This window comes from Alteromonas gracilis, from assembly GCF_002993325.1.
Lineage (GTDB): Bacteria > Pseudomonadota > Gammaproteobacteria > Enterobacterales > Alteromonadaceae > Alteromonas > Alteromonas gracilis.
The window spans coordinates 1-20607 of the sequence record NZ_PVNO01000029.1 but is presented as its reverse complement, the minus strand read 5'-3'; the positions used below and the strand labels follow the sequence as shown (position 1 = coordinate 20607).

At 44.7% G+C, this 20607-nt stretch carries 15 protein-coding genes; 8 read left to right on the top strand and 7 right to left on the bottom strand.

The features are described from left to right. Nucleotides 1-17: 17 nt before the first annotated feature. Complete coding sequence (locus C6Y39_RS15570; RefSeq protein ID WP_105932166.1) at nucleotides 18-950, bottom strand: ABC transporter ATP-binding protein; 933 nt, start codon at nucleotides 948-950, stop codon at nucleotides 18-20. Between the two features lie 807 nt (nucleotides 951-1757). Between C6Y39_RS15570 and pdsR the strand changes: the two genes are divergently transcribed. From pdsR to C6Y39_RS15540, 6 genes are all read left to right on the top strand, one after another. Then, nucleotides 1758-2447 carry a proteobacterial dedicated sortase system response regulator gene (gene pdsR / locus C6Y39_RS15565; protein ID WP_105932165.1) on the top strand — a complete coding sequence of 230 codons (690 nt, stop codon included), beginning with the start codon at nucleotides 1758-1760 and terminating at the stop codon, nucleotides 2445-2447. 57 nt (nucleotides 2448-2504) lie between these two features. Continuing rightward, nucleotides 2505-4673: a proteobacterial dedicated sortase system histidine kinase gene (pdsS, locus tag C6Y39_RS15560; RefSeq protein WP_105932164.1), complete on the top strand. Its 2169-nt coding sequence runs from the start codon at nucleotides 2505-2507 to the stop codon at nucleotides 4671-4673. Between the two features lie 353 nt (nucleotides 4674-5026). Further along, nucleotides 5027-7321 carry a TonB-dependent receptor gene (locus C6Y39_RS15555; RefSeq protein WP_105932163.1) on the top strand — a complete coding sequence of 765 codons (2295 nt, stop codon included), beginning with the start codon at nucleotides 5027-5029 and terminating at the stop codon, nucleotides 7319-7321. Between the two features lie 73 nt (nucleotides 7322-7394). Next, entirely contained in the window at nucleotides 7395-8075 is a 681-nt protein-coding gene (locus tag C6Y39_RS15550) for a Fe2+-dependent dioxygenase (RefSeq protein ID WP_105932162.1), read from the top strand. A gap of 182 nt (nucleotides 8076-8257) precedes the next feature. Beyond that, nucleotides 8258-8914: a methylamine utilization protein gene (locus C6Y39_RS15545; RefSeq protein WP_105932161.1), complete on the top strand. Its 657-nt coding sequence runs from the start codon at nucleotides 8258-8260 to the stop codon at nucleotides 8912-8914. A gap of 23 nt (nucleotides 8915-8937) precedes the next feature. After that, a complete protein-coding gene (locus tag C6Y39_RS15540) occupies nucleotides 8938-10152 on the top strand; it encodes a hypothetical protein (RefSeq protein WP_105932160.1) in 1215 nt (404 codons plus the stop codon). A gap of 16 nt (nucleotides 10153-10168) precedes the next feature. Here the strand turns inward: C6Y39_RS15540 and C6Y39_RS15535 are convergent, their stop codons facing one another. The 4 genes from C6Y39_RS15535 to C6Y39_RS15520 all read right to left on the bottom strand — a co-directional run bounded on the left by C6Y39_RS15535 (nucleotide 10169) and on the right by C6Y39_RS15520 (nucleotide 15767). Then, nucleotides 10169-11338, bottom strand: coding sequence for an energy transducer TonB (locus C6Y39_RS15535; RefSeq protein WP_105932159.1), 1170 nt, complete (start codon nucleotides 11336-11338; stop codon nucleotides 10169-10171). Between the two features lie 128 nt (nucleotides 11339-11466). After that, the gene (locus tag C6Y39_RS15530) at nucleotides 11467-12549 is read right to left on the bottom strand and encodes a CNNM domain-containing protein (protein ID WP_105932158.1); all 1083 of its coding nucleotides are present in this window, start codon (nucleotides 12547-12549) and stop codon (nucleotides 11467-11469) included. Nucleotides 12550-12697: 148 nt separating this feature from the next. Beyond that, the gene (locus C6Y39_RS15525) at nucleotides 12698-13861 is read right to left on the bottom strand and encodes an SO_0444 family Cu/Zn efflux transporter (RefSeq protein ID WP_105932157.1); all 1164 of its coding nucleotides are present in this window, start codon (nucleotides 13859-13861) and stop codon (nucleotides 12698-12700) included. Between the two features lie 232 nt (nucleotides 13862-14093). Beyond that, nucleotides 14094-15767: a carbon starvation CstA family protein gene (locus C6Y39_RS15520; RefSeq protein ID WP_105932156.1), complete on the bottom strand. Its 1674-nt coding sequence runs from the start codon at nucleotides 15765-15767 to the stop codon at nucleotides 14094-14096. Between the two features lie 284 nt (nucleotides 15768-16051). On the opposite strand from C6Y39_RS15520, the gene C6Y39_RS15515 reads away from it, so the two are divergent. Then, complete coding sequence (locus C6Y39_RS15515) at nucleotides 16052-16570, top strand: hypothetical protein (RefSeq protein ID WP_105932155.1); 519 nt, start codon at nucleotides 16052-16054, stop codon at nucleotides 16568-16570. 57 nt (nucleotides 16571-16627) lie between these two features. On the opposite strand, the gene C6Y39_RS15510 is transcribed toward C6Y39_RS15515, so the two are convergent. Further along, the gene (locus C6Y39_RS15510) at nucleotides 16628-17593 is read right to left on the bottom strand and encodes an alpha/beta hydrolase fold domain-containing protein (protein WP_105932254.1); all 966 of its coding nucleotides are present in this window, start codon (nucleotides 17591-17593) and stop codon (nucleotides 16628-16630) included. Between the two features lie 360 nt (nucleotides 17594-17953). Between C6Y39_RS15510 and C6Y39_RS15505 the strand changes: the two genes are divergently transcribed. Continuing rightward, a complete protein-coding gene (locus tag C6Y39_RS15505) occupies nucleotides 17954-18847 on the top strand; it encodes a TraB/GumN family protein (protein WP_105932154.1) in 894 nt (297 codons plus the stop codon). A 611-nt stretch (nucleotides 18848-19458) separates the two neighbouring features. On the opposite strand, the gene tuf is transcribed toward C6Y39_RS15505, so the two are convergent. Continuing rightward, a partial coding sequence (gene tuf, locus C6Y39_RS15500) for an elongation factor Tu (RefSeq protein WP_105930447.1) occupies nucleotides 19459-20607 on the bottom strand: 1149 nt, incomplete at its 5' end.

Genomic DNA, 20607 nt, shown 5'->3' with positions numbered 1-20607 from the left:
CCTTCCCCGTTATTCGCTTAGCCAGCCTGCTTGGCCGATTCAACTAAACGTACGAACAACTCTTCAAGGCGATTTGATTTATTGCGCATACTCATGACCTGTATTCCCTTTTCGCTTAATTGCGTAAATACTGGGTTTAGGCCTTCGGTTTTTTCAACATCGACTTCAAGCGTATGATCATCAATAAGGCGATGCTCGAAGCCAGTGAGCAACATGTCGTTCTCTACTGCGTTTTCCGGTAGTTTGATATCAAGCACGAAGGTTTCTACATTTAGCTTCGATAATAGCGCCTTCATACTGGTGTTCTCTACAATCGTACCCTTATTGATAATTGCGATGTTGCGACACAGCATCTCCGCTTCTTCAAGATAGTGCGTGGTGAGAATAATAGTGATCCCTTGACGGTTAATCTCTTCTAAGAACCCCCACATTGAGCGACGAATTTCAATATCTACGCCAGCCGTTGGCTCATCAAGAATAAGCAGTTTCGGTTCATGCATTAACGCCCGAGCGATCATAAGACGGCGCTTCATACCGCCAGATAATTCGCGGGCCCGTGCGTCCCGCTTTTCCCACAAATCTAACTGGGCTAGGTACTTCTTAGCACGCTCTTTGGCCACACTGCGCGGCACGCCATAATAACCCGCTTGATTCAGTACAATTTGCAGTACCGTTTCAAATTGATTGAAGTTAAATTCTTGTGGTACCAAACCAATACATGCTTTCGCTTGCTCTTTCTGCGTTGTTAAATCGTACCCGAACACGGAAACGCTGCCGTTGGTTTGATTTACAAGAGAACTGATAATACCAATAGTGGTTGATTTACCCGCCCCATTGGGACCCAGTAAAGCAAAAAAGTCCCCTTCTTGTACCGTAAGATCGACGCCTTTTAGTGCCTGTACGCCACCTTTGTAGGTTTTGGTTAACCCTGTAATGTCCAACGCTTTCATGATTTGCCCGTAGTGAGAGTGTGTCCACTAAGACGTGTTGACCTTTGATGTGCACCAAAGGTCAGCACGCCCTAACCAACTTTAGAGAGATTTAGAAATCAACTAACGAAGTGTAACCTAGTTCATGCTATTAAATGAATACACTCGCGTTTAGTGGTTGTTTAAAGCAGTTCTGTTGAATCGAGTTCTGCTATTCCACAAGGTAATAGCGAAAACACCATTTTCAAGTCTGCTTGTCAGATTGAAAAGCGAAGCGTTGAAGGCGATAGACTAGGGCGCGTTTAGATTCTAAGCCCTAAAACACCTTCTATCCGCCATAAAAAAGCGCTGCGTACCGTTGGGGAAGCACGCAGCGCAAAGGGTAGCTTTTTAACGTAGAAGTTCAGCCTTACCGCTTCTACGGTACTGTTTATGCAACATACAAAAAATACTAGTCCGCATAGATAATTACCCACTCAGCGAGAGTTAAAATGTTCCCAGTACATTCGTCTGTTTCGAATATCACACTTTTCAGAGGTATATCGTTAAACAGCACCCCATCATTAAACGCGATATTCATGGCAGAAAAAGTACGCAATTATGGAAATGTTGTGATGCTTCCACCATATCCTCGCCGCCTGTATTTGGCCCCATTAAGCGGTGTAATAGCCAGGTTCAAAGGTATTATGCGGGTGAAGGTGACACTTTACGCGTCTCAATTATGGCGTAATTGAGGCAGGCTTATGGATTTTATGTCGAACTTAGGCAATAGGTTTCATTCATAGGTATAGTGTGCACTCTATAAGATTTATATTTGCGGATTAATGTATGCCAAAGACAATTGCATTAGTGGAAGACGACGCGGCCATTCGCGAAAATTACATCATGGCGCTTAAAGCGCAGGGCTATAGCGTAAATGCTTTTGAAGATAGGCCGTCTGCTGCCGAAGCGTTTAACCACACCCTACCCGACCTAGCCATTATTGATATTGGTTTAAAAGATGAAATAGAAGGAGGCTTTATGTTGTGTCAGCAGCTAAGAGGCTTGTCACAAACCCTTCCTATTATCTTTTTCACCGCGCGGGATAATGACGTAGACACTATCAGTGGCCTTCGAATGGGTGCTGACGACTACCTGACTAAAGATATAAGTATGGCCCACTTGTTAGCGCGTATTGCTGCTCTATTTAGGCGCACAGACTTACTCGCAGCACCTACTGACCAAAAAGATGAGTTAAAAGTAGGAGACTTGAAAGTAGACGTGTCGAGAATGACCGTAAGTTGGCAAAACCAACCCGTCTTACTCACAGTTACCGAATTTTGGATGTTACATGCGCTAATCAAGCGCCCAGGTCATGTGAAGAGTCGTCAACAGCTCATGGATGAGTCTAGAATGGTGGTTGATGACACAACGATTACTTCTCACATTAAGCGTATGCGTAAGAAGTTTGTGCAGCTCGACTCAAACTTCGATCATATAGACACAGTTTACGGCATGGGGTATCGCTGGCAGCTTTAAATAGCTTACGCGAAGACAAAATTAAACTTAGCACAACAAAGGCAACCGTCTAAGACCATGGGATTTCGCTTTTCTATCCGCCTTCAGCTTATGGTGCTGTCGCTGTTCCTATTCACTATTCCCTACTTGGGTTATAACTACGTCTGGGAACTTGAACAGTACCTGCGAAATGGTCAAGAGCAAACCATGATAGGGACTGCCCGAGCTGTTGCCACCGCACTTCATGAGCGCCCAGCCCTATTTGACAGCCAATCAGCTTATCTTCAAGACGTACGCCCTGGCACTGACCTTTACGCGCCTCCCATTCCATCCCCTATTCGACTTGATGGAGAACTCAACGACTGGCAGCAAGTCGGTGAGTTGATGAGTGAGTATGGTAGTGACGAGGTTATTGAGTATTACAATGCATATAAGGGCGAGCCAACAAGTTTATCGTTTAAGCATATGGTGGGACGCTATGGACAATTTCTGTATGCCATGTTTGAAGTTAATGACGACGTGTTGCTGTGGCGACAGCCTAACAGTTTAAGTGTTGAAACAGGCGACCACTTGCTCATAGGCCTGGAAACTCCTCAGGGTGAGTTAGCAAGATACGTGGTTGCTCCCTATGAAAGTGGCTGGGTAAATGCTTACAAACTTTCGGACAACACTGCAACAATAAGAGCAATAGAAAACGCGCTGTCGATTCAGGGACGGTGGCAGGAAACCGCCACTGGCTACAACATTGAACTGCGTTTTCCTTTATCAATGACCACCGGCGGGTTAGCGTTTTCTATTGTAGATGTTGACGATACGGTAAGCCGATTAAAACAATATGCCATTGGCACAGCGAATACCAATCAACTCTCTGAGCTCGGTACTGTTATAACGCCATCACCTGAAATTGAGCGCATATTGGCAGGGCTTAAATATGCCGACTCGCGGGTGTGGGTTGTGGACAAACACAAACGAGTACTTGCTCGAGCAGGCGACATCCAGTCTGCAACGGGAATTAAAGTAGACGAGAAAGAAGCACCATTAAATTCAATTTGGCATTGGATAGAAAGTGAGTGGTTACTACCTATTTATTATCAAATTCTAACGAGACCACCGTCAGATTTTGTTGATGAACTAGACGATGCTTACGCACTCGCTGGACAGGATTTAGGGACCGCACTTAACGGACAACCCGATTCACTCTGGCGTTTATCCCCCGATAACAAAGCCATAATTCTTTCTGCAGCCTACCCCATATTTATTGAAGGAAATGTGATGGGAGCGGTTATTGTAGAGCAAACGACGAATGGTATTCGCACCCTGCGAAACCGGGCACTAGAGCAGCTATTTCATGTTATTTTGGCGGTCATGACCATAGGCACATTAGGGCTCTTATTATTCGCTACGCGAATCTCAAACCGCATTCGCTCCCTTCGCGACAATACTGAGGCCGTCATCGATGACAATGGGAAAATCATTGGCACTATGCCGATATCGAATCAACGTGACGAAATTGGTGACTTGTCCCGTTCGTTTGCTGATGTTCTTTCGCGGTTGCAACAGTACAACTCCTATCTGGAAAACATGGCGTCCCGCTTATCTCACGAACTAAGAACGCCTATCGCGGTAGTAAAATCGTCACTGGATATGCTGACTCACGTGAGCGATGCTGACCAGCAGGCGGTGTTTGTAGAACGGGCCCAGTCGGGTGTGAATCGTTTGAGCAGTATTTTGAATAGCATGAGTGAGGCGACGCGATTAGAACAAGCCATCGCGCAGGAAGAGATGGCAAGCTTCAACATTGTTGAAGTGATAAAGGGCTGTGTTGATGGCTACAGGCATGCCTATGCACAGCGTCAGTGGAAGTTTGCAACAACATATAATTCTATGATGGTGTACGGCTCTGCTGAACTTGTTGCTCAACTCTTTGATAAAGTTATCTCAAATGCAGTAGATTTCAGCCAAGACAGCGATGAAATACTCATCGCTCTTGAAAAGAGGGACAAGCACGCTGTACTTACTGTAAGTAACCCAGGCCCGCTTTTACCAAAAGGCATGAAAAATCAGCTCACCCAATCTATGGTTTCAGTAAGAAAAGAGAACGATGTGCAACATGGCGCACACTCTCCTCATCTTGGATTAGGGCTTTACATCGCAAACATGATTGCCACCTTCCATAAGGGTCACCTTTCCTTGTATGACAGAGAGGATGAAACAGGAGTAATTGTTAAGATTGATTTTCCTCTTTAATATCAATACCTGAAAACCGCAAAGCTACTGCAATATATAATTAGATTACGCTATGCCGTTTCTTAATGACACAACTGCTCTGCCTGGATAGCGGGTATTTCAAAAACCAGTAGATATAAAACCGTACCTTCCAAATTACTCAACTACACACTGTCTACAGACTATTGCCCAACAGGTTTAACCTCCTAGCCTACGCAATCTGAGTAACGAAAAGAACATTAGAAAACTTCTATTTAAACACTGCTTAAAACTCCTTTTACATTTTACTAATGATAATAATTATCATTTATATTTACATTGTTAAAATAATTACATAGACTTCGTCGTCCTTACACACACTCAAGGGAAAAATGATGAAAAACACTAAATTAACAATGGGTGCGCAAACCATTGCCGCAGCGCTTGCCTTTGGCGGTGGCGCAGTTATGGCACAGGAAGACGTAGAAAAGTGCACCGATGCCAGCTCAGCAGAATGCAAAGCAGTATCTGACGAAGCCATCGAGCTGATTAAAATTCATGGGGTTCAGCAGTCAATATATCGCTACAACAAGTCTGGTGATCCTCGTCGTCTGGCTGATTTGGTAGACACACCACAAACCATTAGTGTTCTTACCCAAGACCAAATTCAAGAAAGTGGCAGAACAGACCTTAAAGACATCCTACAAGCACAAGCAGGTGTAACGTTGGGTACCGGTGAGAATGGTAATGCTTTTGGTGACCGCTACATTATTCGCGGCCACGAAGCACGCAGCGACGTTTTCGTTGATGGACTTCGCGACCCAGGTATGACAACTCGCGAAAGCTTCGCAACCGAGCGTGTTGAAATTACGAAGGGCCCAAGTTCAACGTTTGCAGGGCGTGGCTCTTCAGGTGGTGCGGTTAACTCAATTACCAAAAAAGCATCTACAGCGTATAACTTTGGTCGCGTTGATGCGGCAGTGGGTACCGATGAGCACACGCGCTTAACTGTCGATTTAAACAAAACCCTTACTGAAACCAGCGCTGTGCGCTTAAACGGGCTTTATTCGTCAGAAGATAAGCCTGGCCGTGAAGGTATAGAGCGTGATCGTGAAGGGGTTCAGCTTTCCTATGTGAATCAACCTACCGACCGCTTGTCATTTACAGGCGACATTTACTACTTAAACGCTGAAGATATTCCTGATTTGGGTAGCTACTACGACAGAGACGCCGGTTATCCACTGGAAGATATACCCGTATACGCGCAGGATGAAGACTTTCAAAACTCAGAAGTTACCACATTCACTTTGCGTACTGAGTACGACATCAGTGACAACGTGCGTTTTTATAACGCAACCCGTGTAGGTAAAACAGAGAACGAGTACATTACTACGGGCATGCGCGGCACTAACCGTGACGCAACCGACCCTACTGCACCAGGTGCTTACACGTTATCTTTAAGCAACCACCAAGGTTGGCAGGAAGTTGACTATGTAACTACCCAGTTTAACCTTTTCTGGGATACGGCTTTTGCAGGCCTTGATCACCGTTTTGTGTTCGGCTTTGAGTACACAGATGAGTCGGTAGACAACGGCGTGTTCAATATGGACTATACCAATCCATCAAACTGCTTAACCAGCGGTCGTCGCGGTGTATCTGAAAGTTACTGTCTATTAGATGGCAGTGGCAATGAAGTTGATAACATTAGTTCGTTGATGGGCAAAGCCTTCACCCGTGGCGACGTAGATGCGCTATTTGATATTGAAACTTACTCGCTATACGTTATGGATACCTTTGAGCTGACCGATAACTTTAATGTCTTTGCCGGTCTTCGTGTAGATAGCTATGACTATAGCAACCAAACTTCTAGCGACCTTTATGAGTTCTCAGATGAACTCTACAATGGTCATTTAGGGTTAGTTTACGATGTGACCGAAAACGGTAACATCTACGCTTCCTATAGCACCGCAACAAACATAAACGGCGGTGAATCAGATCTTGGTGCTAACTGTGGTTATGGCGGCATTTGTGGTACGCCAGAACAAGCCTCACAAGCTGACCCTGAGCAAGTAGAAAACATCGAACTTGGCACCAAATGGTCTCTGTTTAATGAAAAACTTGTAGCGAATGCTGCGCTATTCCGCATTACTAAAAGCGATGTACACGAGAGTGTAGGCGACGCTTACTCAACGCTTGGTACATTAAACACCGGTGAAAACCGCGTAGAAGGTATTGAGTTTGGCTTAAGCGGTGATATTACCGATAAACTTAGCATTCAAGCTTCCGCTGCTTTTATGGATTCGGAAGTTCTCAAATCATACAGTGAAGACAATCTTGGCCTAGCGCTAAGTAACTTCGCAGACGAAAGCTTCTACATTCAAATGCGCTATCAGCCTAACGATAAGTTTGCCTTTGGTGGAGACTATAGCTATCAGTCAGAAATGTACGGCGGTCAACCTGATACAGCCGCTGGCTACAGTGCTGAAACTGGCGAGTACTCAATTGTGGTACCTGATTATCAAGTAGTGAACCTGTTCGCTAATTACTACCACTCAGAGTCGCTGACGTTCCGTGTTAACATCGGAAACCTATTTGACGAAGAATACTGGACGGCAGCCTACCGTTCTGGCGCCTTCATGTATATTGGTGATGGCCGCAACATTACGGGCACCGTTAGCTACGAATTTTAATGCTAACACGACCTAGGTGGCCAACCGCCTAGGTCTTTTATTTCAAATAACTCTCTAAAAAGCGCTGAAAAACATGATAATTATTGATGACTTATTGACAGAAAGTGAAGTGGCTCAGTTTCGTCAGCAGTTGGCGAAGGTTCCCTTTATAGATGGCAAAAATACGGCAATGGGAATGGCTGCCGGTGTCAAAAATAACGGTCAGGCAGACGCTCAGGATGCTCGCGTTCAGCAACTTGCTAACGCGCTACTGAGTAAGCTGGGCAATAACCCTAAAGTTATTTCAGGCGCGCTACCTCAACGTATTTTCCCACCTTGCTTTAATCGCTACAGCGAGTCCCAGACCTATGGGTATCATGTGGACGCTGCCATTATGCGTATTCCTAACACGCCAGATGTACTGAGAAGCGATATGTCGATGACCGTTTTCTTAACGCCCAAAGAGGACTATGAAGGCGGGGAATTAGTTATTCAAACAGAATTCGGCGAGCAAAAAATTAAGTGCGACGCCGGTAGTGCAATCCTATATCCCTCATCGAGCCTGCATAAAGTTACACCCGTGACCAAAGGAGAGCGCATGGCGGCTATCACTTGGATACAGAGCATGGTGAGCGATCAGCACATGCGAGAAACGCTTTTTCAGCTTGATCAAAGTATTCAGTCACTGATCAATACCGGCAATGCTGAGCGGGAACAGCTAGATGGATTACACCACGTTTATCACAATCTAATTAGGCAGTTTGCACAAGTTTAGTAGCGGTTCACTGTCCTTATACCAATCCGCATAGCTAATGTTCATTTACACTCGTCGAAGGTGAAATTAAAGAGAGATACGGCAGGTCTTATACCAATGGTGTAACATAGTTGTATGTTAGTAGGTCTATCCTAGATTTACCCAAAGCATTTCCAAATGCAGCTAACCTCGTTGGTAATTAGATGACAAATAAACTACTTTTAAGCGCCTTCTTTCTCATTGCCTATTCGGGTATTGCGGTAGGTGAGAAAGACCAGATGGTAACCTTCTCAATATCTTTGGAAGATGAAAGTGCAAATCTGGTTAAGGACGGTGTGTTTTTATTCACGCCGCAGTTCGAGTTAAATCAGAGCCAAATGCCTTCCTACCAGCCGGCAATAATGAATCAGGTAGATAAACAATTTGTGCCGCATGTGTTGGTCGTACCCGCAGGCACTGAAGTGACTTTTCCCAATGCGGATAATTTATTTCATCACGTCTATTCTTTTTCTCCTACTAAGCAGTTCGAGTTAAAACTCTACAAGGAATTTACCGCACAGCCACTGCGCTTTGAAAAAGCCGGTATAGTCGACATAGGGTGCAATATTCATGACTGGATGTTGGGCTATATCGTTGTTTCCGACTCTCCTTACTTCGGAAAAACGAATGAGCAAGGACAAACTGATATTGTGCTGCCGGTAGGCGAATACCAGGTAAGTTTCTGGCATCCTCAGGTAGACGGTGAGCAAGCTTTTAGCACCCGCTCTGTATCTGTTTCATCAGATACGAGCAAGCAATGGAAGCTAACGGCAACCATTGAATCTGATGACGATTTTGACTTTGGTTTTGGCGACTATTAATGAAATGTGGATCGCTGACTTTAATGATTGCGTTCGCATTTTGCTTAGTTACGGTAAGCCTTTCATCTAAAGCGAACACTAGATTTTTAGTACGGGGCGTTTTCTCATCTCAGGAAGACAATACAAATTTTCAAGCGTTTGGCTCTAACCACCAGCGTTTTAATGATGACGGTATTCATCTAGCTCACGCTTTACTGTCGACAGAGAATCTAGTCACTGACAGCGTATCGTTCACAGGGGTTTTTAACGCCTACAGCGATGGTGAAAAGCGAATTAGCTTTTCCCAGCTTTATCTAAAATATCGTCCTCTCACGGCAGCTTCAATAAAACCTGAAGTAAAGCTAGGCGCGTTTTACCCCGCTATTTCTGCTGAAAACACCGATTTTGGCTGGTTATCGCCGCACTTTTTAACCAATTCAGCAATAAATAGCTGGATAGGTGAGGAGCTTAGAATCGGCGGAATTGAATTTAGTTTAAGGCAAAGCGGCCGCCAAGTAGGAAGTAACTGGTCGTGGAAAGTATTGGGCAGTGTGTATAAAGGCAACGACACCATTAGCTCGCTTCTTTCTTGGCGCGGATTTGCCCTTCACGATAGGCAGTCTCTTTATAACGATAGGATAAACTTCCTTCCTATCCCTGGGGTCGTTGACGAGGATACGTTGAATGCACCTGCCTGGACTGAGCCATTTAGAGAGGTAGATGGTCGTTTGGGCTATTATGTTGGGGCGCATATAGCGTACAAACGTAGCGCTGAAATGCGTTATTACTATTACGATAACAATGCCGATTCAAACGCTATAGACCCTGACCGCATCTACGCATGGCATACGCGCTTTCATTCCATCACGCTGCGCTATTTACCCCAACGTGAACTCACTCTATTTTCACAAATACTCGTTGGCGACACCCTTATGGGCGAGGACGTCGTGGATAATGATTTTCAGAGTGCTTTTGTTGCGGCGGCGTATAATATGACGGCTGTGGGCTTAGGCGATCTAACCCTTGCGGTACGTGCTGATTGGTATCGGGTAACCGATAATGACGATACTATTTTTGACCCAAATGGGAGCAAAGGTAGCGCTTTTACAATTGGAGCACGAAAAGGCATTACCCCGTCACTTTCAATAGCCGCAGAATGGCAAGTTAACTCTGGTAAACAGGAAAACTTGCGACCCTTTCAAGATGGCGCAAAATTTACTGAGCAGCTTTTTCAGCTAGCGCTAACACTAACCCTGTAAACACCTTACTGTTGGTTTACCCTTTAGCAACCTCAACTAAATCGAAGGTTGTGTCGCTGTCACCTTTAACCACAACCTGGCATTGCCCCCAGCTTTGCGGAATATGCCAAATATGATCCTCAGCAACAGTGAATTTTTCTCTATGAGTATCACAGCGCACTTCAACGGTATCAAGCTCGCCTTGAACGTTGTTAAAAGCAAACTTATTTCTTACAAGCGTGTGGAACCAGCGTCCATTATCATCCATGCTCACCGGCACTTGTAAGTTAATATCAGACGCAATGGACGCGTTAATTTTATCAATGATTGGGGCAATTTCTGCTTTGCGTGTTTCCTGCTCATCCATTTCTTGAAGTCGATCATATGACTTTAAAGCTTCTGCATAATAACCGCGCTGGGCATCAAGAAGGATTTTTCTTTGTAGCACATAAGCAATATAGTCTTCATCGAAGACCGCATTGTTGAAACGCTTTTGTCCGTTGCTGGCAAGTAATCGAGTAAGGCTTCGTGCTTCCCTTTCAATATCACCTTGCTCATTTGCAAGCTGCGACTCTAAGTTAAGCAACCACGCGTTTTCATAGCGGTTGAGCGTATCCCAACTTTCAAGTTCTTTAAATGCTTCATCAGCCGCTTCAAGATCGCCCGCCTTAAATATGTTGTCTACGTTTTTATAAGCTTTGATGAATTTACGCGTGGCACCACTTTTTCCGACCATGGCAAAGTCCATTTGAACAGCCTGATGACATTGCTGAGTAGGTTCGCCATCCTTAATTGCCGGGCTATACTGCCACTTTTTGACGGCTGATAGTGCACTTTTTTTGAAAGAGGGACTTCCGAAGAAATCTTCTACAACAGGGTCTTTTACTCTGCCTTGTTCATCTATGACGTAGCTCAACCTTACCCAGCCTTCACGACCTTTTCTGGCTGCTGAAGAGGGGTATTTAGGATCGACACGTTCCAGTGGAGCCGCAGGCGTAAATGCACTTATACGCTTCACTTCATCATCTTTGGCTTCGGCGAGCGCTTTTTCTTCCACTTCATCACAGGGAATGCTGAGCTCTTGAGCTACTGCACTTCCAACCACGCCCAAAGAGAGAAAGGCGGCTAACGTCAACGAGTTTCGCTTAGTAGCCTGTTTACGTGAACATCCAGTACTGACAACTTTTTTCCATATAACTCGACTCATATCTATCATCCTTAATAATTGCAGAGGTTTTTGCCTGCTTTAGCCATTATACCTTCGGTAACACGCCGCGATTACGAACAGTTTAACTCTCGCTGAGTGGGTACTTATCTATGCGGATTGGTATTAGACTATTTTTTCTTCGCGGAATTTTCAAGTGACGCATCAGGCACATTTTTTATCATCATCTGCTCTTTACGCTTTGTCATCATTTTTGCCAAGCGGCGCATACTTACCGTGGTATCTTTTTCATCAATAATATCCACACCCAACAAACGCTCAAGCAGGTCCTCAAGGGTAAGCACCCCTTCTAAACCGCCATATTCATCAACCACCAAAAGCATGTGTACATGCTTATTAATAAAGTGTTCAAAGGTTACAGATAAGGGCATTGTATTAAGTACAGTGACCATATCTTTCGCATATTCAGAAAGTGGTTTATCTGTGTTCCCTCTCGCTTGGGCCACCAACAAGTCTGAACGCATAACAAACCCAGTGATATTTTCTGAGTCTTGGTCTTCAAATATTGGTATGCGGGAAAACTCAATGTTGGCATGCTTGTGAAAAAACTCTTCCACCGTCATCGTCTCACTCACTTTGAAAAGGGCGGTGCGATGAGTGATTGCATCTTTTACTTTTAACTCATGCAGGCTCAACAAGCTTTGTAGGAATACGGCTTCATGATTTGCCAACTGGCCTTCCTGACCAGATAGCTCTGCCATCGCGTGTAATTCACTGCGGCTTAAACCCCGAAGCGGGCTATCTTCTTTAAATCCCTTGGTCATCAATTCTGACATTTTCACGAATGGCATAAGGATAATTGAAAGATACTTCAAAAAATACGCCGTAACTGGCGCAAGGGCACGCCAATAGGTCGCACCAAGTGTTTTGGGAATAATTTCTGAAAAAATAAGAATAAGTAAGGTAAGTACGGCGGAAATAATGCCCAAGTAGGCATCACCGAACACTGCAGCGGCCTGCGCACCTGCACCAGCAGCGCCCATGGTGTGCGCAATTGTATTTAACGTAAGTATGGCTGATAGCGGTGTATTAATGTTGTCGGTTTGCTTTCGAAGCAAAGCGCCACTGGGCTTACCCTCTTTTTCCAACACTGAAATGTAAGCAGATGAAACACTTAGAATCACAGCCTCGGCAATAGAGCACAAAAAAGAAAAGCCCAATGCGATCAAGACGTACACAATAAGTAAAAGCATGTCGTTATTCCAAGCGTCCTTGTAGGGTTATACGCGTTTATTTTTAATAAAGTGAGCGACTATTATGGATAATAGAACAGGATATACAAGCGCTCTATTCACAACAAAAGCGCTCATGCAAAATATAAGAAAGAATGAAAGATATAACCTAACCGCAGCACGCCGATTGCTGCGTCTGGGTTTGACGATAGTTTTTCAGCTTTTTAAAGCCAAGTCTCAACATCAAACCAGCTAACAAAAGCGCGCAGAGTGCATAAATCACCTGAACGTTGGCACCGTGTTCGTGAACATGGCTATCGGTTTTTATCATAGACGCCAATGAAAAAGATGAGACCAAGTAGTTGAGCGCATAGCCAAATCCGATACTTGCGGAAATCACACTAAATAAATAAAGCACTAGAGTTCTCGCGCCCATTTCTTGTTTAATCATTCCCATCGTCGATACGTTCGTCGCCGGCCCTGCCATTAAAAAGACCAATACGGCGCCTGGTGATAGACCTGCTGCAAGGAAGCCAACGGCTAAAGGCGTAGACGCAGTTGCACATATATACATAGGGATGCCAATTAGCGCCATAACTAGCATAGCAATAATGCCATCTCCCCACTGCGTAAGGAAATCTGTGGGAACCCAGGTTTTAATGGCGGCGGCCAACGCTAAGCCAATCAATAACCAAACCACAATGTCTTCTAGTAATTTACCGCTGGCGTAAGCGAACACTTTAGTTACTTTGGAAGACTGAACATTATCCGTCTGTGAGGTCATATCTGCGCCGTCATGATCATGCGAATGCTCACTGGCGCAGCAGGAAGTTTTCGCCACTGGTTCTGGCGTTACTTTTGACGAGCAGCACGACGACTGAGAACGGTCAACCTGATCTTTCTTATTAATATGAGAATCCGGCTCTGCGAAAAAACGAACCATTAAGCCGGCATAGATTGCACTAAATATTGCCGCAATAGGTCTTACAATGGCGTAAAGCGGACCTAGCAGCGCATAAGACACAGAAACACTGTCCACGCCGGTTTCTGGCGTAGAAACAAGAAATGAAATAGTTGAAGACTTAGATGCACCACTGCGGCGTAAACCAAGAGCGGCTGGAATCACCCCACAAGAACATAGCGGCAACGGGGCGCCAATAATTGCTGCTTTACTAATTGAACCAAACGAAGCGCTTCCCATGTGCTTTTCTAAAAAAGTCACAGGGACTAATTCGTGCATGATGCCTGCTACGAGAAGGCCTAGCAGCAACCAAGGTGCAGACTCGACGAAGAGCGCTAAGAAATTTTGAGCAAGTAAAATAATATCTGACACACAGCCTCGCTAGTTATTTGGCATTAGAATTATGTTCGAAGCACAAATAACAATATTGAAAACGTATTCATGATACCAGATGTGTAGTGTGACAGAAAATCGACAAAATTGATTGTAATGATTACCAGGAAAGAAAAATGGCCAGTACAAATGTACTGGCCGAATGTTGACTATCTCGTGAGTGTGCTTTTTAGACTACGAGGTCAACCATGAAAAACCTTTGCGTCACGTTTTAGTTGCTCTGCTTCTCTTTTCTTAGTTTAGAGACCACCGAAAACGCCTCTAACATAACAAGTACAGATACAACGAGCACCACGGCATCTAAGAACACCAATAAGTAATTTCCCTCAACATAGTATTCTTTTAATTTTATCAGCCCTGCGAAGAAAGCCATTATCAGAACAAATACCATAGGAATTAAGGTGTATTTTGCCGGCCTGCCGAGCTTGATCAGCATTACTGAGATAACCAGAAGTGTAAGACTTGCTAGGATCTGATTGGTTGAACCAAACAATGGCCATATAATCATTCCACCACTGCCCGATGCGCCACCTGCACCGAAGGCCAATAATAAGCAACAACCAACCGCAACTAAAGTTGCTACTAAGCCACTTTTTAATGCTTTGATAGAGTAGATGTCGCCCCATTCCTGAATAATGTAGCGCTGAAGGCGTACACCGGAATCCATTGTTGTGCCCGCAAAAAGAACAACCATCACGGCAAGAATTGTTGACGAAAAATCAACAGGTAAGCCCCAGCCTTGCTGGATAAGATTCGCTCCACCTGTAATAAACGCGCCTACGCTACCCGCGCCCAAGTGGCTATAGACCTCATGCCATTCTTCTGGTGAGGCTGCAAACGCAACGCCACTTACGGCTACAATAGTGATAAGCGCCAGTGATCCTTCTCCTACGGCGCCAAGATAACCTACGAAGCGCGCGTCAGTTTCTTTATCTAACTGCTTAGAGCTAGTGCCCGAAGACACAATGCCGTGAAAGCCTGATACAGCGCCACAGGCAATAGTTACAAATAACAACGGAATCAAACTCGGTGAATCTACTGCTGTCTGTGTATTAAGTGCGGGCGCAGTAATATCTGGCATGGCGAAGAACACCGCACCATAAAGCAAAAAGAGCCCCACCAGTAACTGCATGCCATTAATGAAGTCTCGAGGTTGCAGCAACATCCAAACGGGAAGAAGGGATGCTATAGCCGCATAAATAAAGAGAATGATTATCCAATTAGCTTTATCCGCTAGGCCGAACATGGTTTCTGGCAAACTAAGTGGAATGTAACTACCTGCGTACACCGATGCGTATAACACGATTATACCCACGATACACAAGGGGATAAGGCTGAAGTTTCGCTTAAGTAGTTGTCCAATGATGAGTGCTACTGCTATCGCAGTCCATGCAGGAAAAACGGCATTTGGCTGAGAAACAAAAGAGTTGGCGATTACAACACCGAATACAGCGTTTACCATTAACAGAACGAGGAAGATCACAATCATGAAAAGTGCTCGGGAACGTTTCCCAATTACGCTTTCTGACAGCGCTCCCATTGATTTACCCTTATGACGGGCACTTGCCCACAGCGCTCCCATATCGTGAACACCGGCAAACAAAATCGTACCAAATACAACCCAAAGTACGGCAGGTACCCACCCCCAATAAACGGCGATTGCAGGGCCGACGATGGGTGCCGCACCGGCTACCGACGTGAAATGATGCCCCCATAAAACCACTTTGTTGGTAGGGACGAAATCCACACCATCTCGCATCGTATGCGCAGGCGTTGTAAAGCTATCATCCAACTGGAATATACGGCTCGCTATGAATTTAGAATATACGAACCAACCGAACAACATTCCTATGATGCCCAGTATTACGATGGCAATAGACTGCATGTTAAAATCCTACTGTCGTTATTTTGGTTTTATCAAAAGGTGCAATACCTAATTAAATCATTTGTTATTGCTCTAAAGTTGCATTGTAAGACTAAAGTCTAATCTAGACACAACTTTTTAACACTCTTCATACCACTTCTAGGAATGGCCAAAAAACGTTTTACCTTAAATATCTAAAATATAATCTTTTCATCCGACATACATGATTGTTTCTCGCAATAAGCCTTTAAATAAGATTCATTCTCGTTTATAAATACGCAACTTTTAAATAGATAGATAAAAATATGGCATCTCCAAAATTTCACATGGCTTTTCGTAAGTATCACCGCTGGCTTGGCTTTTTTCTCGCGGGTATTATGGGAGTCTATGCGCTAAGCGGAATTCTTCTGATATTCCGCCCTACCGATATTTTAAAATACGAGCAAACAGAAACGCGTCAATTTGAATCAAATCTTTCAGGTGTGGATCTTCTGCCTCTTCTTAAAATAAGAGGGAGCAAAGTTACGGATGAAAATGCAGACGTAGTCGTGCTAAACGTGGGCCAGTACGATAAGAATTCGGGCGAGGCCACCATCACCAAAAAGGATTATCCCCTTGTACTCGCCAAAATGGTGAAGCTACATAAGGCAACCAACAACAGCCCTCTCTTCTGGCTGAATATAAGCTTTGGTTTAGGTTTGTTGTTTTTTGTTATATCCGCCTTTCTTATGTTTATTCCCAAACTACCTATGTACAAAAATGGACTTAAAATTGCCGGGCTCGGTGCCATTGTTACGATATTGGCCGTAGCTTTTGGCTCCTAGCGAGTACGATAAGGTCCTTTTTTCATACGCATATCGGCCGGTATGCGTATTTTCTCCTTACAGGTTTGAAAGAAAAAACCTCTTCATTAAGCGATAAGTAGTTTCAGATTCTGGCGTTTTGTAAAAAATTAAATATTCTGCGTGAGATAGGCCTTCAAACAGCTCTAACTGTGTAAGTCCTCCGCTGTCTCTAATGGCGCGATTAACTCTTACTGTATCGCTTAAAAACATGTCTCTCGTTCCGCTTACTAAATACGTTGGTGGGAAGTGGGCAAAAGAACCGTAGATTGGGGATACTGAAGGGTCAGAGAGCAACTTGTTTCTCGCATATAAATGCGCAGCCGCTTTTAACTGACCTTCATAAGTTACCAGCACATTATCAACACATTCGTTGGTGACCAGGCTATCGCTGGTATTCGTGAGGTCGGCCCACGGCGTACCTACATAAATGGCCTTCGGCAGAGGGATATTCCTTTGAATCAGAGTCTGCACCAGTGATAGCACCAGGCCACCTCCTGCAGACGTCCCACCTACTAAAATATTCTGCGCGCCTATTTCCTCTAACAGTGTGTTATAGACAGACGTGACGTCGTTAAGGGCTGCAGGTGAAGGAAAAGTCGGCGGCATTCTATAATCAACGCTATACACTACGATTCCCAAACGACTTGCCACAAGCAAACCTTCTTCAATACTAGGTAACCCGCCGAACAATACGAAAGCCCCGCCGTGGACATCTATATAGGCTTTGTTTTCAAATTCAGGGCTAATTACATTAGGCGTAAGCTTTCTCACGACGACTTGTCCTAGCCTCAAGAGCTCGACACCTACCTCAAGCTCTTTCTTCATTTTCTTTACTTTCTTTTTCTGTTCGGCATTTCTTGCCTGACTATAGCTTCGCCATTCTTCATTTGTAGCAGGTGTGGCCGCGATAACCTCATCTTTTGTCAACGTGGGGAAGTTGGCAATGCCTTTCACTAGAGCATCACTGGCAGCTTTAGGTAATGTGGGAGTACGCGTTGTCATATCAGTAGATTCGGTGACCATTGCAGTGAGTGCAAGTTAGCGCAATAAACATTTAATTTGCCTTATCTATTGTTTCGTTTTTCGCGAAAAAACGTAAGCGGCCTTGCATGCTTGAACAGCAATGTGCTCAAGATAAAAGAGCAGCTTACTTAACGTTAGTGTTGCTTGAATTCCTTTTTATTCAAATGCTTTCGTGATCTCTAGCAACTATCGCTACTTTCTGAGAGAAAGTACAGGGCACAACGGGGTTTTAGTCTGCTATGCTAGCCACGTGTCGTCGCAGGAATATTCAAAAAGTAAATGAAAGGATGCTGCAACACATAAACAACTTTTGCTGAGTAAAACACATTAGGGATTAAGATGAAAAATTTTTCTGTACGCAAACTTGCACTAACATTAGGTTTGACTTTCTGCTCTGTAACCACCTCTTTTGTCTCTAACGGTGCTGACGACAAAACTTCCGTTTGGAAAGTGAGCAACGGCGAAGATACTGTTTATGTGGGAGGTACAATCCACATTTTGCCTGTCTCTGAATTTCCGCTTCCTAGCAAATTTACGGACACCTATGAAAAAGCCGATACGTTAGTGTTTGAAGTGAAAATGCCAGATCCCACAGATATTGAAGGTCAACAAAAGATGATGGCTGGATTAGCGTATGCTGAGGGCAAGACATTAAAGGACGTAATTTCAGACGAAACCTATCAAGCGCTAAATACTTATCTCAGTAATTTTGGTGCAAGTGCTGACCAACTCGCGCGATTCAAGCCCGGCATGGTTGCCTCTATGCTAGTGGCCATGGAAGCGCAGCGTTCTCAATTAGCAGGCCAAGGTGTAGATGCCTATTTTATGCAGTTAGCTGCACGTGACGGTAAAACAAGCGAATACTTAGAGTCACTAGATTTTCAAATCAACATGCTAGCTAATATGGGTGCGGGTGAAGAAGACCGCCTTATATCTGAAACCTTGGAAACCTTACCAGAGCTAAAAGACATGCTTAAAAGCACCATAAAAGCATGGAGAGAGGGTGACACTGGGCAAATTGATGAATTGGTGGTAGATACATTCAAACGTGAATCTCCTACCTCTTATGATGATGTTTTCACCAAACGTAACCAAAATTGGTTACCTAAAATCGAAGCTATGTTCGGCGATGAAGACCAGGAGTTTGTTTTAGTGGGCGCGGGCCACCTAGTTGGCGATGACAGCGTAATCGCCCTATTAGAAGCTAAAGGTTACAAAATAGAGCAAATGTAGTTCTCTCTTGGCTCGGCCGCGTTAAGACTAAAGCTAGGCATTTGCCTAGCTTTTTTATGCCGATTACAAGGGGGAAGCCCCATCAAAAGCTGATCTCAGTAGGGCCACTGATTGGTGCCGCCAAGAATGACTATATGGTGCGTTTCTTCCTCTCCGTAAGGGCTCGATAGATTAAAAAGGGGGCGCTTGTTCACTCTAGAACTCTCAGCTGCATGGAAGCAGTTGCGAAGCCGCTAATAAAAAAGTTCGGGTGGGTCCGCGGCGTGTAACTTCTTCTCCCCACCAAACTTCTTGTTATGCCGTTTAACGATAGAGTGAGTGTTTGCCCTCTGAATCCAGACGCCGCACGTATGCGGTGTCGGAGCTTTTACATAAAAGGTGAAATGTGCTCACGGCGTATTACTCCCTTCCTCCCCAAGCTTTTTGCTATGCCAAGCAAGGAGGGAGTAAAGCCCCATCAAAAACTCTCAGCAGCAGGGACGCTGCTGCGAAGCCGCCATGGATGGCTTCACGGCGTGTTTTTGATGGGGCTTCACTCCCGACCTAAAAATCGCAGGCATAAAAAAAGCGCACCTAAGTGCGCTTTTTTGGCTTGTGTTGCTAAGTCTAGATTAGTCTAGGATCTTAGATACAACACCAGCACCTACTGTACGACCACCTTCACGGATTGCGAAACGAAGACCTTCTTCCATCGCGATCGGAGCAATTAGCTCAACTTTGAATTTAAGGTTGTCACCAGGCATTACCATTTCTACGCCTTCTGGAAGCTCTACAGCACCAGTTACGTCAGTTGTACGGAAGTAGAACTGTGGACGGTAGCCTTTGAAGAATGGAGTATGACGGCCACCTTCATCTTTAGATAGTACGTATACTTCTGCTTCGAAGTTAACGTGTGGCGTGATTGAACCAGGCTTAGCTAGTACTTGACCACGTTCAACTTCATCACGCTTAGTACCACGTAGAAGAACACCAACGTTCTCACCCGCACGGCCTTCGTCAAGAAGCTTACGGAACATCTCAACACCAGTACAAGTCGTCTTAGTCGTATCTTTGATACCTACGATTTCTACTTCTTCACCAACTTTAACGATACCTTGCTCAACACGACCAGTTACAACAGTACCACGGCCTGAGATTGAGAATACGTCTTCGATTGGAAGGATGAACGGCTTGTCGATTGCACGCTCTGGCTCTGGGATGTATGAATCAAGCGCTTCACCAAGCTCAAGAATTTTCTTTTCCCACTCTGGGTCGCCTTCAAGCGCTTTAAGCGCTGAACCTTGGATAACTGGTAGGTCATCACCTGGGAATTCGTATTCGTTAAGAAGTTCACGAACTTCCATTTCTACTAGCTCTAGAAGTTCTTCATCATCAACCATGTCACACTTGTTCATGAATACGATGATGTAAGGAATACCAACCTGACGACCAAGTAGGATGTGCTCACGAGTCTGTGGCATAGGGCCATCAGTCGCAGCTACTACTAGGATACCACCGTCCATCTGAGCAGCACCAGTGATCATGTTTTTAACGTAATCAGCGTGTCCTGGGCAGTCTACGTGCGCGTAGTGACGAGTAGGAGTGTCATATTCTACGTGTGAAGTAGAAATGGTGATACCACGAGCTTTCTCTTCAGGCGCGTTATCGATTTGATCGAAAGCCTGAGCAGAACCGCCGTAAGTTTTAGAAAGAACTGTAGTGATAGCTGCAGTTAGGGTAGTTTTACCGTGGTCAACGTGGCCGATTGTACCCACGTTTAC

What these genes read in the sequence shown, in the direction of transcription:
- C6Y39_RS15515 (WP_105932155.1), top strand. Translation starts at nt 16,052, where the DNA reads ATGGCATCTCCAAAATTTCACATGGCTTTTCGTAAGTATCACCGCTGG.
- C6Y39_RS15555 (WP_105932163.1), top strand. Translation starts at nt 5,027, where the DNA reads ATGAAAAACACTAAATTAACAATGGGTGCGCAAACCATTGCCGCAGCG.
- C6Y39_RS15535 (WP_105932159.1), bottom strand. Translation starts at nt 11,338, where the DNA reads ATGAGTCGAGTTATATGGAAAAAAGTTGTCAGTACTGGATGTTCACGT.
- C6Y39_RS15505 (WP_105932154.1), top strand. Translation starts at nt 17,954, where the DNA reads ATGAAAAATTTTTCTGTACGCAAACTTGCACTAACATTAGGTTTGACT.
- C6Y39_RS15570 (WP_105932166.1), bottom strand. Translation starts at nt 950, where the DNA reads ATGAAAGCGTTGGACATTACAGGGTTAACCAAAACCTACAAAGGTGGC.
- C6Y39_RS15520 (WP_105932156.1), bottom strand. Translation starts at nt 15,767, where the DNA reads ATGCAGTCTATTGCCATCGTAATACTGGGCATCATAGGAATGTTGTTC.
- C6Y39_RS15550 (WP_105932162.1), top strand. Translation starts at nt 7,395, where the DNA reads ATGATAATTATTGATGACTTATTGACAGAAAGTGAAGTGGCTCAGTTT.
- C6Y39_RS15540 (WP_105932160.1), top strand. Translation starts at nt 8,938, where the DNA reads ATGATTGCGTTCGCATTTTGCTTAGTTACGGTAAGCCTTTCATCTAAA.
- C6Y39_RS15510 (WP_105932254.1), bottom strand. Translation starts at nt 17,593, where the DNA reads ATGACAACGCGTACTCCCACATTACCTAAAGCTGCCAGTGATGCTCTA.
- C6Y39_RS15530 (WP_105932158.1), bottom strand. Translation starts at nt 12,549, where the DNA reads ATGCTTTTACTTATTGTGTACGTCTTGATCGCATTGGGCTTTTCTTTT.
- pdsR (WP_105932165.1), top strand. Translation starts at nt 1,758, where the DNA reads ATGCCAAAGACAATTGCATTAGTGGAAGACGACGCGGCCATTCGCGAA.
- C6Y39_RS15545 (WP_105932161.1), top strand. Translation starts at nt 8,258, where the DNA reads ATGACAAATAAACTACTTTTAAGCGCCTTCTTTCTCATTGCCTATTCG.
- pdsS (WP_105932164.1), top strand. Translation starts at nt 2,505, where the DNA reads ATGGGATTTCGCTTTTCTATCCGCCTTCAGCTTATGGTGCTGTCGCTG.